At 56.0% G+C, this 15,218-nt stretch carries 16 protein-coding genes; 5 read left to right on the top strand and 11 right to left on the bottom strand.

Annotated features, from left to right (window positions below; all coding sequences use genetic code 11):
- Positions 1-50: 50 nt before the first annotated feature.
- From BC777_RS12260 to BC777_RS12220, 9 genes are all read right to left on the bottom strand, one after another.
- A complete protein-coding gene (locus BC777_RS12260; protein WP_100368465.1) occupies positions 51-671 on the bottom strand; it encodes a LysE family translocator in 621 nt (206 codons plus the stop codon).
- Positions 668-1,099: a VOC family protein gene (locus tag BC777_RS12255; protein WP_100368464.1), complete on the bottom strand. Its 432-nt coding sequence runs from the start codon at positions 1,097-1,099 to the stop codon at positions 668-670. Before BC777_RS12255 ends, BC777_RS12260 begins: the two co-directional genes overlap by 4 nt.
- The gene (gene recF, locus BC777_RS12250; protein ID WP_100368463.1) at positions 1,096-2,196 is read right to left on the bottom strand and encodes a DNA replication/repair protein RecF; all 1,101 of its coding nucleotides are present in this window, start codon (positions 2,194-2,196) and stop codon (positions 1,096-1,098) included. Before recF ends, BC777_RS12255 begins: the two co-directional genes overlap by 4 nt.
- A gap of 61 nt (positions 2,197-2,257) precedes the next feature.
- A complete protein-coding gene (dnaN, locus tag BC777_RS12245) occupies positions 2,258-3,376 on the bottom strand; it encodes a DNA polymerase III subunit beta (RefSeq protein WP_100368462.1) in 1,119 nt (372 codons plus the stop codon).
- A gap of 128 nt (positions 3,377-3,504) precedes the next feature.
- Positions 3,505-4,842 carry a chromosomal replication initiator protein DnaA gene (gene dnaA, locus BC777_RS12240; protein WP_100368461.1) on the bottom strand — a complete coding sequence of 446 codons (1,338 nt, stop codon included), beginning with the start codon at positions 4,840-4,842 and terminating at the stop codon, positions 3,505-3,507.
- A 595-nt stretch (positions 4,843-5,437) separates the two neighbouring features.
- Positions 5,438-5,701, bottom strand: coding sequence for a 30S ribosomal protein S20 (gene rpsT / locus BC777_RS12235; protein WP_100368460.1), 264 nt, complete (start codon positions 5,699-5,701; stop codon positions 5,438-5,440).
- A gap of 170 nt (positions 5,702-5,871) precedes the next feature.
- Positions 5,872-6,648 carry an enoyl-CoA hydratase gene (locus BC777_RS12230; RefSeq protein ID WP_100368459.1) on the bottom strand — a complete coding sequence of 259 codons (777 nt, stop codon included), beginning with the start codon at positions 6,646-6,648 and terminating at the stop codon, positions 5,872-5,874.
- A 63-nt stretch (positions 6,649-6,711) separates the two neighbouring features.
- Positions 6,712-7,563: a bifunctional DNA-formamidopyrimidine glycosylase/DNA-(apurinic or apyrimidinic site) lyase gene (mutM, locus tag BC777_RS12225; RefSeq protein WP_100368458.1), complete on the bottom strand. Its 852-nt coding sequence runs from the start codon at positions 7,561-7,563 to the stop codon at positions 6,712-6,714.
- Positions 7,563-8,228, bottom strand: a complete 666-nt coding sequence (locus BC777_RS12220; protein ID WP_100368457.1) for a hypothetical protein — start codon at positions 8,226-8,228, stop codon at positions 7,563-7,565. The genes mutM and BC777_RS12220 overlap by 1 nt, the downstream gene beginning before the upstream one ends.
- 87 nt (positions 8,229-8,315) lie before the next feature.
- On the opposite strand from BC777_RS12220, the gene ubiE reads away from it, so the two are divergent.
- Together ubiE and ubiB are read left to right on the top strand one after the other, a co-directional pair.
- Positions 8,316-9,068, top strand: a complete 753-nt coding sequence (ubiE, locus tag BC777_RS12215; protein ID WP_100368456.1) for a bifunctional demethylmenaquinone methyltransferase/2-methoxy-6-polyprenyl-1,4-benzoquinol methylase UbiE — start codon at positions 8,316-8,318, stop codon at positions 9,066-9,068.
- Between the two features lie 2 nt (positions 9,069-9,070).
- Entirely contained in the window at positions 9,071-10,600 is a 1,530-nt protein-coding gene (gene ubiB, locus BC777_RS12210) for a 2-polyprenylphenol 6-hydroxylase (protein ID WP_100368455.1), read from the top strand.
- A gap of 98 nt (positions 10,601-10,698) precedes the next feature.
- Here ubiB and BC777_RS12205 read toward each other — a convergent pair whose 3' ends face one another.
- Positions 10,699-11,361 (bottom strand): flagellar hook capping FlgD N-terminal domain-containing protein, encoded by a 663-nt coding sequence (locus BC777_RS12205; RefSeq protein WP_100368454.1) that lies wholly within the window; start codon positions 11,359-11,361, stop codon positions 10,699-10,701.
- Between the two features lie 9 nt (positions 11,362-11,370).
- Positions 11,371-12,678, bottom strand: a complete 1,308-nt coding sequence (locus BC777_RS12200; RefSeq protein WP_100368453.1) for a flagellar hook-length control protein FliK — start codon at positions 12,676-12,678, stop codon at positions 11,371-11,373.
- Between the two features lie 104 nt (positions 12,679-12,782).
- Here BC777_RS12200 and BC777_RS12195 point away from each other — a divergent pair, with 104 nt between their 5' ends.
- The 3 genes from BC777_RS12195 to BC777_RS12185 all read left to right on the top strand — a co-directional run bounded on the left by BC777_RS12195 (position 12,783) and on the right by BC777_RS12185 (position 15,151).
- Positions 12,783-13,076, top strand: a complete 294-nt coding sequence (locus tag BC777_RS12195; protein WP_100368452.1) for a rod-binding protein — start codon at positions 12,783-12,785, stop codon at positions 13,074-13,076.
- A complete protein-coding gene (locus tag BC777_RS12190) occupies positions 13,069-13,410 on the top strand; it encodes a flagellar protein FlgN (RefSeq protein ID WP_100368451.1) in 342 nt (113 codons plus the stop codon). The genes BC777_RS12195 and BC777_RS12190 overlap by 8 nt, the downstream gene beginning before the upstream one ends.
- A 202-nt stretch (positions 13,411-13,612) precedes the next feature.
- Entirely contained in the window at positions 13,613-15,151 is a 1,539-nt protein-coding gene (locus BC777_RS12185) for a flagellin N-terminal helical domain-containing protein (protein ID WP_100368450.1), read from the top strand.
- Positions 15,152-15,218 lie beyond the last annotated feature (67 nt).

The raw sequence follows: 15,218 nt of genomic DNA, 5'->3' as shown, positions 1-15,218 counted from the left end.
GTGGGTTTGTCACGCAAATGGCACAAGATTTTGTGTTTTTTGGCAGGGGCTTACGTTAGCCCGATCACGATGCCAACACCGATCAAAAGACAGCCTGCGATAATATTCATCCGGCGCACCGCTGCGGATGATTTCAGCACACCGCGCACCTGGTCGACAGAGGCCGCGAGGATCAGGTTGCCTATCAGCGGCACTACAAAACTCAGCGTGCAGATTGCCACCATATCCAGCGCTGTTACCGCGCTGAGATCGAAGAAACCGGGCAGGATACCCATGTAGAAAAGTGCGGCCTTGGGGTTGCCCACGATGACAGCGACGCCCGCGACAAAGCCCGCCCACATGCCGGGCCGTGTCAGTCTGCTGTTGGCGTCCAGCGCATGATCTGCGTTGCGGATCAGAGCAGCCCCCATCAGCATGAAGACAAGGACCGCCACGTATTTGAGAATGATCATGAACCCCTCGACCTCAGACACCAGCCAGGCGACGCCAAGAACCGCCACCAGCGGCCAAAGGATATCGCCAATGGCTACGCCAATTGCCAACGGCCAGGCGGCCTGAAACCCGCCGGACAGCGACCGCGCCAGCAGCGCGACCCAAACAGGGCCGGGCGTCATGAACAAGATGACCAGAGCGCCGGCATAAAGCAGCATGTCGTAGGCTGTTATTGTCATGACGCTGGTAAGGTCAAACTGCCGTCCGCGCTTAACTCCCAAAACGGGTTTTGCGCGACTTCCCACACATGCCCGTCCGGGTCGGCGTAATAGCCAGAGTATCCGCCCCAGAAGACCTTTTCAGGCGCCTTTAGCGCAATTGCCCCAACCTCAAGAGCCAGTGCATAGGCCGCATCGACCTCTGCATCGGTTGTGAAGTTTTGCGCCAGCGTCATGCCCCCTGTTCCCAGTTTGGCGTCTGGCCGCCCTTGGTCTTTCGCAAGAGCGTCAAGGCCGAAGAAACCCAGCGCCATCCCGTTGATCTGGTAAAAGACGACCTCGCCCGCAACTTCACGTGTTGGCGTCCAGCCCAGCGCACCATAGAACGCCTTGGAGCGTTCCAGATCGGCAACACCCAGAGTGATCAGTGTCACACGTTGCGGCGTCATAGTGATCCTTTCTGTGCGACAGTGGATTGCCCGTCTGTTTCTGTGACTTCGGCATATTGCGCGCGGTCGCCCAGTTCTGCAAACAGCTCTGCCCCCGTGCCGGTCATAAAGGCTTGCGCGCCAAGGCTGCATATCTCGTCATAGAGCGCCGCGCGGCGGGTGGCGTCAAGGTGGGCCGCGACCTCATCCAGCAGCAGGATCGGCGGGGCGCCGAAATCGCGGGCCAATGCACGACCGTTGGCCAGGATCAAGCTGATCAGCAGGGCCTTTTGTTCGCCAGTGGAACAGTCTTTGGCCGCCACGCCCTTGTCGGCAAAAACCGCGTCTAGGTCAGCGCGATGTGGTCCAACCAGCGTGCGACCTGCGGCCATGTCGCGGTTGCGGTTGTCGGCGAGGGCAGTTTGCAGGTCATCGGGAATGGGTTCGGCTGATGTCAGCGCCAAAGTCGCGGTCGGAAAGGCTGTCGTTGCGGCCTCTTGCGCCGCGGTCAGTTCTTCAATCGCGCGGTGCCGGTTCTTTTGGATGGCGACTCCGGCCTCGGCCATCTGGCTCTCGATTGCCGTGTACCAGTGCGGGTCGCGCACCATGTCTTTGAGCAACCGGTTGCGTTCACGCATCGCCTTTTCGTAGGTCAGCACTGCCTCTGCGTGGGTGGGTTCAAAGCTGAGCGTCGCGCGGTCAAGGAAGCGCCTGCGCCCTTCGGCTCCCTCTATCCAAAGCCGGTCCATGGACGGAACCAGCCATAGGATACGCGCAATGCGCCCTAATGCTGTCTGGGGCGCGGCTTTCGCGTCAATACGCAACTGACGGGCATTGCCCGCCTCGGCCCATGTTTCGATTTCATGGGTTTGATGCAGCGATTGCAGGACGCTTGTGATTTTCCAGCCTAGCGCTTCTGGCCTGCGCGTCAGGTCATCGGCGCCTGCACGGCGCAGGCCGCGGCCGGGCGATAGCAACGAGACGGCTTCAATAATGTTGGTTTTGCCCGCGCCATTGGGGCCGTAGATCGCGAGCGGGCGCGCGTCCAGCGTGAGGTCTGCGCGTTTATGCGATCGAAAATGCGAGAGCGTCAGCTCTTTTAGCGCAAGCGTCGTCATGGCTGGCTGTCAGGATTTTGGAAAATCCTGCCTCCAAAATTTTTGGAAATTTTGGGGGCCGTCACACGCGCATCGGCATAACGACATAGACCGCAGAAGTGTCGTTGCCTTCGCGCATCAAGGTCGGGTCGCCTGCGGAGTTGAACATAAACACCGCATTCTCGCGATCCACCTGGCTTGCGATCTCCAACAGGTATTTGGCGTTGAACCCAATCTCTAACCGCTCGTCGCCGTATGCCACGGCAAGCTCTTCTTCCGCGGCACCGCTGTCCGGCGCGTTGACCGACAAGACCAATTTGTCTTCATCCAGCGCCAGTTTCACCGCGCGCGACCGTTCAGACGAAACCGTCGCCACACGGTCAACTGCTTTGGCAAATTCGCTGGCGTCCACTTCCAGCTTGCGGGTGTTTCCTTGCGGGATGACGCGGGTGTAGTCGGGGAATGTGCCGTCGATGACCTTGGATGTTAGTGTAATATCCGGGGTCGCGAAACGGATCTTGGTTTCCGAGACCGAGACAGCGATTTGCATATCGTCGTCATCCAACAGCTTGCGCAATTCGCCCACTGTTTTGCGGGGTACGATCACGCCTGCCATGTCGGCCGCACCATCGGGCAGATCGGCATCAATGCGGGCCAGACGGTGGCCATCGGTGGCCACACACCGCAGCACTTTACCGCCATCGCTGTCAGACACGTGCATATAGACACCGTTGAGGTAATACCTTGTTTCTTCGGTCGAAATTGCAAATTTGGATTTGTCGAACAGGCGGCGCAGCACCGGTGCGGGGGCCGAGAAATTGGCGGCGTATTCAGAGGACGCCATGACTGGGAAATCCTCTTTCGGCAAGGTCGCGAGCGAGAAGTTCGAGCGCCCCGCTTCAATCGTCAACCTGCCCGATGCGCCGTCTTCAGTCAATGTGACCAAGGCCCCATCAGGCAATTTACGCACAATCTCGTTCAGCGTCACGGCGGCCACTGTCGTGGCCCCTGCCCGCTCCACCTTGGCTGGCGCGCGGTCCACCACTTCGATATCCAGATCGGTCGCGCGGAACTGCACATCGTCACCTTCGGCTTCGATCAGAACATTCGCCAATATCGGGATCGTGTTGCGCCGCTCGACCACGGATTGGGCTTGTGCCACCGCCTTCAAAAGTACCGCACGTTCGATGCTGAATTTCATGTCCCAATCTCCGCATATCTTGATACCGGACGCTGCCGGGACGCGAAATGTATCCTATTTCGCGTCACTCTCAAGCGTTTTGTTGGACTGTTTACGATGGGTTTGCCCGCGTCAAGCGGGGTGCACGTTTATTCCTGCAAAGCGCGGCGCAAGAGTTCCAGATCATCGGCGATCTGGCTATCCAGGGCCATCAGCTCTTCGATCCGTTTCACCCCATGCATCACCGTCGTGTGGTCGCGACCGCCAAAGCGGCGCCCGATCTCTGGCAAGGACCGGCTGGTCATTTGTTTGGCCAGATACATCGCGATCTGGCGGGGGCGGGCATAGTTACGCACACGTTTCGGGCCGATCATGTCGGACAGGCGAATATTGTAGTGTTCGGATACTTTGCGCTGGATTTCTTCGACCGTGACCTTGCGATCAGAGGCTTTCAGCACATCAGACAAGCAATCCTGTGTCAGTTCCAACGTGATTTCGCGGCCAACAAGCGATGCGAAGGCGAACAGACGCGTCAAGGCACCTTCAAGTACGCGGACGTTGGTCGAGATACGATGTGCAAGGAATTCCAGCACACCATCAGCGATCTCAAGTTCTGGATATTGGGCGGAATAGACATCGACCTTGGATTGCAGAATGCCGAGGCGCAATTCATAGTCCGTTGGGTGCAGATCAACGACAAGACCGCATTGCAGACGGGATTTAATGCGCTCTTCCAAATCCTTGATCTCACCCGGTGCGCGATCAGCAGAGATGATGATTTGCTTCTGACCATCCACCAAGGCGTTGAATGTGTGAAAGAATTCTTCTTGCGTGCTGTCTTTGCCACCAATGAATTGTACGTCGTCAACCATGAGAACATCGACCGAGCGGAACAATTGTTTGAAGTCCATCATCTTGCGTTCTCGCAGGGCAGTGATGAAACGGTACATGAATTGCTCGGCCGATAGATACAGCACGTTCAGTTCAGGTGAGCGTTCTTTCAACTCATGCGCTATGGCGTGCATCAGGTGGGTTTTACCAAGGCCAACGCCACCATAAAGAAAGAGGGGGTTAAAGGTAACAGGACCACCTTCGGCAACACGGCGCGCAGCGGCATGAGCCAATTCATTCGGTTTGCCGACAACGAAGGTATCGAAGGTAAAGCGATTGTCGAGCGGCGCGCCAGACGCCGCTTCAGATTCATTTGCCTTCTTGATCGACTTGGGCTTCGTCGTAGGCCGGCTTTGGCTCGGGACACGGAATTGCAGGCGTTGCACGTCTTCGCCAGCGTTGTTCATGTGATAAATAATCTGGTCGCCAAAATTTTGGGACACATAGTTACCGATAAAATTGGTCGGCACGTCAAAGATTGCAACGCCATCGGACAGTTGGGTGAATTCAAGGGGTTCAATCCAGCTGGAATAACTATTCGCGCCCAATGCGCCCTTCAGCGTATTCAACACCTTTGCCCAGATATCGTTCGTCATTTTGTCCCCTTGCCCCAAACTTTGCCATTTAACCATACAAGCACCCAACGGATGCAGACGACACACGCACCGGTACAAAAGTCAGCGCGTTCAGGTTGCCCAACCTGAACGGGTTGCCTTTTCCCAATAACCATAGACCGCAGCACCAACACGCATCCAAAAGATGCAATCAACGCAAATCGGCAGCAAAAGGGCCACAAGCAGCATCCACCACCAAGGAGCAGACCTTGGTTTTGGCGCAGACACAAACGGGTTAGTCTCCGCAGCTTTTGCTGCTGGTCCTATCCCACCATTACGTAAAGTTTGCAGCGTCTTCGGTCGTGAAAGGAATATGCCAAACAAGGCATTTCCTGACCGTATTAAGCGCAAACCCCCTCATGTCCCCCCGGAACGATGTGAATCGCATGGGCAACGTAGCAAGGGGTTTGGGGCCGCTTCAACACAACATCGTACTTGACTCAGCGATTGGCGAAAAAGAATCTATGTGCCCTTTGAAAAGTCTGGCTTTCTGCGCGGCCAGAACACAGTCGGACAAAAAAAGCGCGCCCTGTTTGGGCGCGCTTGAATTTCTGGTTTTCCGCCGATTTGGGCAGAATCAGCCGATCGCTTTAACCCGCGAAGACAGGCGCGACATTTTGCGCGCTGCTGTGTTCTTGTGCATGACACCTTTGGTCACGCCGCGCATCAATTCAGGTTGTGCGGCTTTCAATGCTTCAGCTGCAGCTTTCTGATCGCCAGAGGCAATCGCCTCTTCTACGGTACGCAGATAGGTGCGGATACGCGAGCGGCGCATTTTGTTGACTGCAAAGCGCGCTGCGTTCTGACGGGCGCGTTTTTTTGCCTGTGGTGAGTTTGCCATGTGTTCGTTTCCTACGTCTGGGCCTGAGATGGGCCAAATTAAAAATGGTCAGCGCAATAAGCCCAAGCCCCGGGTTTTCGAACCGGATGATCTGGCCAAAGCGGGCCTCACGCGCATGTCTGCCGCAGCCCTTAGAATAGTTTTGGTTTAAAGGAAAGCCCTAATGCAGGTTACTTGTCCCGAAACTGCGCTTCGCGTTTTTCGGTAAAGGCCGACATGCCTTCGCTTTGGTCTTCGGTCGAAAAAAGCGAATGGAAAAGGCGGCGTTCATAATTCAGCCCCTCAGCGAGGGTTGTCTCATAGGCCCGGTCAACGGCGTCCTTGGCCGCCATGGTTGCAATCAGGGATTTTTCGCTGATCTTTTCTGCGGCGGCTTTTGCTTCGCTGATCAACTTCTTTGCAGGCACAACACGGCTGACCAACCCGCTGCTTTCTGCCTCCGCAGCATCCATAAAGCGCCCCGTCAGGTGCATATCCATCGACTTTGCCTTGCCAACAAACCGCGTCAGGCGCTGCGTCCCGCCAAGCCCGGCGATAACGCCAAGGTTAATCTCAGGCTGGCCGAACTTTGCGTTCTCAGCAGCGATGATGAAATCGCACATCATCGCCAGCTCGCATCCGCCACCCAGCGCATAGCCGGCAACGGCGGCGATAATTGGTTTGCGTGTGCGATTAAAACGGTCGGTTTCGTTTTCAAAGAACCGCTGGGTATACATCTCAACAAACGACTTATTGGCCATTTCCGAGATATCCGCACCAGCGGCGAACGCTTTGTCGGAACCGGTAATGATAATGCAGCGCACTTTGTCACTGGCGTCTGCCTCTTCCAGCGCTGTGCAAAGTTCGCCCAGCAGTTTGCTATTCAGCGCGTTCATCGCGTCCGGTCGGTTCAGCTTGATGATCGCGACATTGTCGCTGATATCCACGATGATCGTTTCAAAGGCCATGCTGCCGTCCCTGTTGCCGCCGGTATGACCCCAAGGGTTAGCAAAGCGGGCGGGCGGATCAAGTTATCTTTGGCATTGCGGACAAAAGAAAGATGAGCGTCCCGACTGAACGATTCGGCTGATTGTTCTGTCGCATCCGGGGGTTACGCAAGGATCGCCCTCGCGGTCGTAGACCTGAAAAACATGCTGAAAATAACCCAATTCGCCATCTGATTGTCGGTAATCACGCAAAGACGACCCGCCTGCGGCGATTGCTTCGGACAGAACATCGCGGATAAGTGGCACAAGGCTGGCGGCACGTACCGCACTGATCCGCCCCGCTTTGCGCGCCGGATGAATGCCTGCGCGGAACAGCACTTCGCACACATATATATTGCCAAGGCCCGACACGATCCGCTGATCCAACAAAGCGGATTTGATCGGAGTGTTGCGCCCCTTAAGTCGCTCAATAAGGTAGGTTTCATTGAACGCATTGCCCAACGGCTCTGGCCCCAGATCGCGGATGAGCCAGTGATCGTCCTGCGCGGCGGTCTGCATCAAATCCATCGCGCCGAACCGCCGCGCATCGTTGAACGTGATGCGGGCGCCATCGTCCATGTGAAAAACCACATGATCGTGTTTCGCAGGCACAGGATGGGGGTGATGAAATTCGCCCACCGTATGCCCTGAAATCAACATGCGGCCCGACATGCCCAGATGGATCAACAGGGTCTCGTCACTATCAAGGTCAACAAGAATGTATTTTGACCGGCGACGTAAACCCAGCACGCGTTTGCCCGTCAACCGCTCTGCCATCCGGTCGGGGAATGGCCAGCGCAGGTCAGGGCGGTTCACATCGGCCTGCGCAATCACATGCCCCTCCATCACGGGGGCGATGCCGGCTTTAACAGTTTCAACTTCGGGGAGTTCGGGCATTAATAGGGATCATTCCTTGCAATCGCGGCCCTCACGACACGCACAAAATCCTCAATGCCGATCAGATGTTTAGGGATATAGGCCTTTCTGCCGTTATCGCTATGTAGAATATAGAAATACATGCCGTCATCACGAATGCTGAGCAACTGCGACAGTGGCATTTCAAGCCGCTGATAATACCATGTGCGGTGGACGATGCGTGTATCATCATAGCGCAGCTCATAGATGCTAAAGTAGATGATATTATGCACCATCAGCACCAAAAGGACCGCCGAAAACACGTAGTTCCAATTTGTGCCGTCCGGGTGGGTTCCCTGGACCGCCTCAAGGCTCTGCAAAATGAAATATAGGAGTACCGGAAAACCAAACATGATCAGCCTGACACCGATCGTGGGGCGCAAGTAAGTGTCTTGGAACGTTTGCGGCGCTTGGCCGTTGCGACCAGCCCCGGCGATCAGGCTCAAATCCAGCGGCATACCGCCATCAAGGCGTGCGATCAGCGTCTTTTGGACGCCCGCGCTGGGAGGGTTTTTACGGTAGGGCGGCCCATTACGCAGGCGAAGGATCAACAGGACAACAGCCGCCAAGACCATCGGGCCAAACGTCCACGCAAGGCTGCTGTAGATTTGTGAAAAGCTGAAAGCCTCAATCGCTTGTGCGTTCATTCGGCCCTCCGTGGCACATTGACAGTTTGTCTATCCTGCCGCTTGGGTATAACCCCAATCAGGACAGTATTCAGGCGAAAGCATGACATGACCAACAAATCCGATCCCACCACCCATTTCGGGTTTGAAACCGTCCGCGAGGATGAAAAGGCAGGCCGGGTGCAAGGGGTGTTTTCATCGGTCGCCAGCAAATACGACATCATGAACGATGTGATGTCGGGCGGTGTGCACCGGATCTGGAAAGACGCGATGATGGATTGGCTTGCCCCCCGCCCTGGTCAGCGGTTGCTGGATGTAGCAGGTGGGACCGGTGATATTTCTTTCCGGTTTCTCAAACGTGCGGGACACGGTCATGCGACAGTGTTGGACCTGACCGAACCAATGCTGGTCGAAGGCCGTAAACGGGCCGAGGCCGAACGGATGTCAGACAGCCTTGATTGGGTTGTGGGCGACGCAATGGCGCTGCCATTCGAGGCCAATAGCTTTGACGTCTATACAATCAGCTTTGGCATCCGGAATGTGACCCGCCCGCAGGACGCCTTGACCGAAGCCTACCGCGTGCTCAAACCCGGTGGCCGCTTGATGGTGCTAGAATTCAGCCAATTGCCGAACCCAATGATGCAAGCCGCCTATGACGCTTATTCTTTCAACGTCATCCCGCGCATGGGGCAGGTAATTGCAGGGGACCGTGACAGCTATCAATATCTGGTCGAATCGATTCGCAAATTTCCTGATCAAGAGACCTTTCTTGGGATGCTCCGCAATGCAGGTTTCGGCAACGCCAAGTATCGGAACCTGACGATGGGTGTGGCCGCATTGCATTCAGGCTGGAAGCTGTAAACATGCGCGGCCCGCACAATATCATCCGCCTGATCCGTACAGGCGCCACGTTCGAGCGTACAGGCGCGATGAAGGTCGTGTTGGATGCGTTTGACGCGGGTCCTTTGTTGCGCATCACCTTCCGCGCGCTGGTCTGGCCGTTTCAATGGCTGGGCTACAAGGGCGATGTCACGATGCCGCCCGCGGTGCGTGCGCTCACCGCGTTGGGCCCGGCCTATATCAAGTTTGGTCAGGTGCTTTCGACCCGGCCCGATGTGGTGGGCGATGAACTGGCCGTGCAACTGCGGGTGCTACAGGACAAACTACCGCCGTTTTCCATGGCCGAGGCGAAGCGGGCGATCCAGACAGAGCTTGGTTCATCCTTCGATCAGCTTTTTTCCTCTTTTTCCGAGCCTGTCGCGGCCGCGTCTTTGGCGCAGGTGCACAAGGCGCATCTGTCAGACACGGGCGAAGCGGTTGCCGTCAAAATTCTGCGTCCGGGGATCGAGCGGGCGTTTCGAACCGATATTGATGCGTTCTACTTTGCCGCACGCGCAATTGAGGTGCTTTCCCCCTCCTCCCGCCGTCTGCGCCCGATGGATGTGATCACCCATTTCGAAGGCGTCGTCATGGGCGAATTGGACCTGCGGCTGGAAAGTGCAGCGGCGGCGGAATACGGCGCGAATACGGTAAATGACGCAGGCTTTCAGGTGCCCAAAGTGCTGTGGCATATGTCTGGGCGGCGGGTCATGACGATGGATTGGGCCGAAGGGACGAATATCGGGATCAATGACGCGCTGGATGCCGCTGGCATTGACCGCAGTGAATTGGCGACCCGTGTGTTGCAATTGTTCCTGAACCACGCGCTCCGCGATGGATATTTTCATGGGGATATGCACCAAGGCAACCTAAAGGTCGCCTCCAATGGTGATATCATAGCCTATGATTTCGGGATCATGGGCCGGATTGATGAATATACCCGCCGGGTCTATGCCGAGATCCTGTTTGGCTTTATTCGCAAGGATTATCAACGCGTCGCTGAGGTCCACTTTGAGGCGGGCTATGTGCCTGCCGACCAAGACGTCGACGAATTCGCCCGTGCGCTGCGCGCTGTGGGTGAGCCGATCTTTGGCATGGACGCCAGCCGTATTTCGATGGCCCGCCTGCTGAGTTACCTCTTTGAAGTAACCGAACGTTTCGGGATGGAAACGCGAACCGAGCTGATCTTGCTGCAACGCACCATGGTCGTGGTTGAAGGCGTGGCCCGGTCGCTGGACCCGCATATGAACATATGGCAGGTCGCCAAACCCGTCGTCGAAGACTATATCAAACAAAGCATTGGGCCAAAGGCGCTGCTGCGTGACTTGCAGAAGACCGCAGTGATCCTCGCCCGCTTTGGCCCACAATTGCCACGGCTGGCCGAAGATGCGCTGATCCGTCTGAACAATCCGCCACCACCACCAAAACCACAGCGCCGCATTGCGCGCTTGTCCTGGATGGCGTTAGGCGGTGTGTTGGTGGGTGGTGCTGTCTGGATCAGCACATTGTTTTAGAACATTCGGACCGACGATAGGCATCACCAATCGCGACCTTTCGCTTACAACGCAAACCCAATTGGCGATGCGTGAGGCTCAGATCTAACCCGATATGTTCAGGCCCCACCTTCCCGCAGCGCTGTCACCTCGTCACTGGCGACGGTCGTGCCACCCGCAAGCACCAAAATTGTACTACCACCGTCCAGCCGTACTTCATTGACGGTGCTGTAGGTTTCTACCGGGGTCTCTGCAATAATGTCGCCATTTGACATGGACACTATTTCGAATTGATAAACACCCACAGGGAACGGCGCGCCATCTGTGCCAACCCCGGCCCATTCCAGTGTCTGCGCCCCTGTCGCAATTGCAGTTCGCTGCACTTCTGCGCCAGTTTCATTGCGCACAACAAGTTGGGCAGTGTCCGCCGCAACGGTTTGCGTCGGCATCAATGTCAGCGGTTGCCCATCAAAATAGGCCGACGCAGTCGAACGGACTTCTTTTCCCACAAGGGCCGCCATATCAACCAGCCCACCGGTATTCATTTGCGTGGTCAGCGATTGCAGCAAATCATTGGTCAATACAGCCTGTTCAACACCTGAAAACGTGGCAAGTTGGGTGGCATAGTCGGTTGAATCGATTGGATTGAGCGGATCTTGATACTGCATTTGTGCCGTGAGCATCTGCAAGAATACTTCGAAATCAGAACTGATCTGCGTCGATGTTGCAGAGGTCGCAAGCGCCGTTGTCCCGGCTTGTTGGGTGGATTGTGTGATTTCCATTTTCGTTCCTTATATGCGTAAATCTAGGCCAGAGGTCGGCGGCTCTGACACGATTTGCGGTGTTTCGGCGATCTCCTGAACCTCCGGTTCAGCCGTCTCGTCCAATGGCGTGCCTTGCGCATTGGCCTCATCCTTTTGGTCCCCGAATGAGAATGAAATTGAGGTATACCCCAACTGGCGGAATTCTTGCGAAAGAAGGTCCATGTGGCGGCGTATCAGGTCACTTGTTTCGGGCCGTTCAGCCAAAATGTTCAGCGAAATAGCACCATCCACCGCCGACAAGCTCAGCCTAACCCGCCCCAGTTCTTCGGGGTTCAGCGCAATTTCGGTCGTCTTACCCGGTCCATGAGACACCGCAATAGCGATTTGGGTTGCGACCTGACGCGCCGTTTCAGGTGATGCCGTGCCCGCCACCGTTGTTGGCGAACTGGTGAGTGGCGCTTGCCTCTCAAGCGGCGCAGATGTGATCGTCAGGTCCCCAACGGCGGGTTTAGCATTTTTCTCATTCGCCTCCCGCAGCGGTTGTGCTGCAGCTTGGGCCAGCGCCACAGCGGGCGGTGGCGCTGGGGCAAGTGGTGGCGCTGTCGGCTTTGCAAGGGTGGTAATCGCAGACTCGCGCCGCGGGTCTTCGCGAGGCGGGTCCGCGCGTTCCTCAGCCGTTAAGCCACTGACTGATTTTGGTTTCAGATCATTATTGGGTGACGCCAAAACTGGCTTATTGCCGGGTGGTGGCGTAGTGACAAGGGGCACTACATCTGCCTCAGGCTTGGCTGGGGCAACTGCGGTGACATTTGCCTTTTGCACCGTCTCTTGTGCGGGCAACTGGGGCAACTTCCCTTCCATCACGGATTGCGCAACCGACGGGCGCTGTGGTTTGGCATCCGCCATGCGGATATCGGGTTTTTCGGCCTGCCGCGGCAGGGTTGCCTTTTCACCGTCCTGAGCAGCTGGATCAGCAGGTACATTCGCGGCACGCGGCGGCGGGCGCATTTGGTCGCCCTTGATCAAAGCGCCAGTTGCATCTGCAACAGGTTTTGCTGGTGGCGGTGCGTCTGCCAAAAGCGGCACCGCCACCTTATCCTCTGGCGTCGGTTGATCAGAGAGGGGCAGATCCGTTTCCGCAATGTCGGGGTCAGTTTCAGGCAGCAGGTTATCTGTCAGATTTTGTTCAAGGGCCGGCGCAGCATCTATCGGAGCGTCCGGGTCAGCCATCAAATCACCAAAGGTCGCTGCCGATGAATCATCTGCTGCACGATCTGTTTTTGGAACAGGTTTTGCGTTGCCCGCTGCCGGTTCTGAAAGGATCAAGGGAATCATCGGTTCTCCGATTGGGTCAATTCATTGCCCAGTCTTGATCCAAAAAACTTACTGAATGTTTAGGACTGTCGGTCAATCTGCACAAATCACAGCCGGAGAATCCGATGACCACGATCCATGACCTGCCCCCGCCACGGCCGACGACCGCCCTGCCTGACTATATGCATGCAGATGCAAAACTGCGTGATGCCGCGCAAAAGATGGAAGCGACTTTTTTGGCAGAAATGCTGAAGTCAGCAGGGGTTGGTACGCCGCGCGATGCATTTGGTGGTGGCGAAGGCGAGGAACATTTTTCGTCGTTCCTGCGCGATGCCCAGGCCGAGGAAATGGTAAAGGCAGGTGGCATTGGCCTAGCAGAGGCACTTTTTGAAGCGATGAAGGTGCGCACCCTTGCCTGATTCTGCGATTTCACAACTTCATGATGTGCTCGACTTGGAAAAGCAGGCTTTGATGTCCGCTGATTTTGAGCCGTTGGGCGCATTGTTGCAACGTAAGGAAGATCTGTTGGGCCAGCTCACAAAATCAAAGCCTGACACATATACGCTGCGCCCCCTGCGCCAAAAAATGGACGAAAATCAATCTTTGCTCGCGGCTGCGATAAAAGGTGTCGCAGCGGCTGGCGACCGGCTTGAAGCCTTAAGTGACGTACAAAAAGGGCTGCGCGTCTATGATCCATCTGGCCGGGCGGAATTGGTACAGAATCATCACCGCAGCGTTGAAAAGAAGGCATGATTTCAGTCAAATTCTCTGTATTTGGGCTGACCGGATTAACAGCTTGTTCAGCCTAGGTTGGTTTATCTGTCAACGCCATCACAACGGCGCATCGACAAGAAGTGTTCGATGGTTCTCGTCAGAATGACGCTTCAAGCCGCAGAAAATCTGCGGGTTTCCAACCAACCCGGCGCAAAGCGCCAAACATGAAGGACCATGAACCATGGCCAGCATTCTGACGAACAACAGCGCAATGGTTGCGCTGCAAACACTGAAATCCATCAACTCTGACCTAGCGCAAACCCAGTCGATGATCTCGACCGGGAAAGAGGTTGCTTCTGCCAAAGACAACTCGGCTGTCTGGGCGATTTCCAAAGTAATGGAATCCGACGTCAAAGGATTTAAAGCAATCTCTGAAAGCCTGTCTTTGGGCGAATCCTCTGTCGCTGTGGCACGTAACGGTGCTGAGACGGTGACGGACCTGCTCAACGATATGAAGGAAAAGATCGTTGCGTCGCAGGGCGAAAACGTAGACCGGACCAAGCTGCAGGCTGATGTAGAAGCAATTTCTGATCAGATCGCATCTGTCGTCGGTGCGGCACAGTTTAATGGCCTCAACATGCTGTCCGGTACGGATAGTGTGAACATCCTGTCCTCGCTTGACCGGGCCAGCGATGGCACTGTCACATCCGCCAACATCGAGGTCGCGCGACAAGACCTGAGCACGGATGCCGGTGTCTTTGGAACCGGTGCGCCTTTGGGGGCCAACATCACAGCAACCCCAGGCGGTAACCTTGCTGCGGATGGTACAGGCGACGCATTCTCAAACGGCGCTAACGTGTTGGAAGCCACCGTTGCGGGGACAGTTGCTGCGAACCAAACATACAACTTCCAGATCGCTGGTGAAACTGTCAGCTTTACCACGACCACAACGACGACGGATGCTTTGGCCTCGGGCCTGACAGCGGCGATCAACGCTGCCGGCATTGAAGATATCTCAGCGGACGTGACAGGCTCTGTGATCAGCATCAGCTCCACGTCAAAGTTTGACGATATCGCCGTGAATACCAGCGGCAATGGCGCAGCGACTTTCGCACTGCAGGCGAATGGCGTCACAGCAGCGGCTGCGACCACAAACACCCAGACGATCAACGCCCGCGCGTCAGAAATTGAATTTTCGACAACAGCTGGTGTTGCTGAAGGGGACGGTTATCGTGCCAGCATTGGCGGCGTAAACTATGATTATGTTGCTGGTCCGAATGAAACCTTTGAAGATGTCGCCCGTGGTCTGAAGACCGTGATCGACGGTGCCGGGATCGAAAACATCTCAACCAATGTGACGCAGGATGAAACCACTGGCGCATGGATTTTGCAGATCGACAATGATGGTGCCGCGCTTGCACTGGCCGATGATGGTGCCGCTGGCGGTACAGCAACCGGTGGACTTGTCGGGTTGGATAAACTGGATGTGACGACAGACGAAGGTGTTGTTGCTGCATTGGCAAACATCGAAACCTACATCAACACAACCATTGATGCCGCGGCAGAGTTTGGTTCCAGCCAAGGGCGGATTGAGACCCAGTCCGAATTTATCTCGAACCTGACAGATTCGTTGAAGTCCGGCATCGGCGCATTGGTTGATGCCGATCTGGAAGAAACGTCAGCCCGTTTGCAGGCGCTTCAGGTGCAACAGCAGTTGGGCGTACAGTCCCTGTCGATTGCGAACCAGGCGCCGCAGACAATCTTGTCTCTGTTCCGTTAAAATAGACGGTGGCGCCATTTCTTTGGCGCCACCGCTTTCCTGGCCACGATAAAATCGGGCCTCGTTC

This window comes from Yoonia maricola (assembly GCF_002797915.1).
Lineage (GTDB): Bacteria > Pseudomonadota > Alphaproteobacteria > Rhodobacterales > Rhodobacteraceae > Yoonia > Yoonia maricola.
The sequence above is the reverse complement of the archived record's forward strand: the minus strand, read 5'-3'. Positions and strand labels throughout refer to the sequence as shown.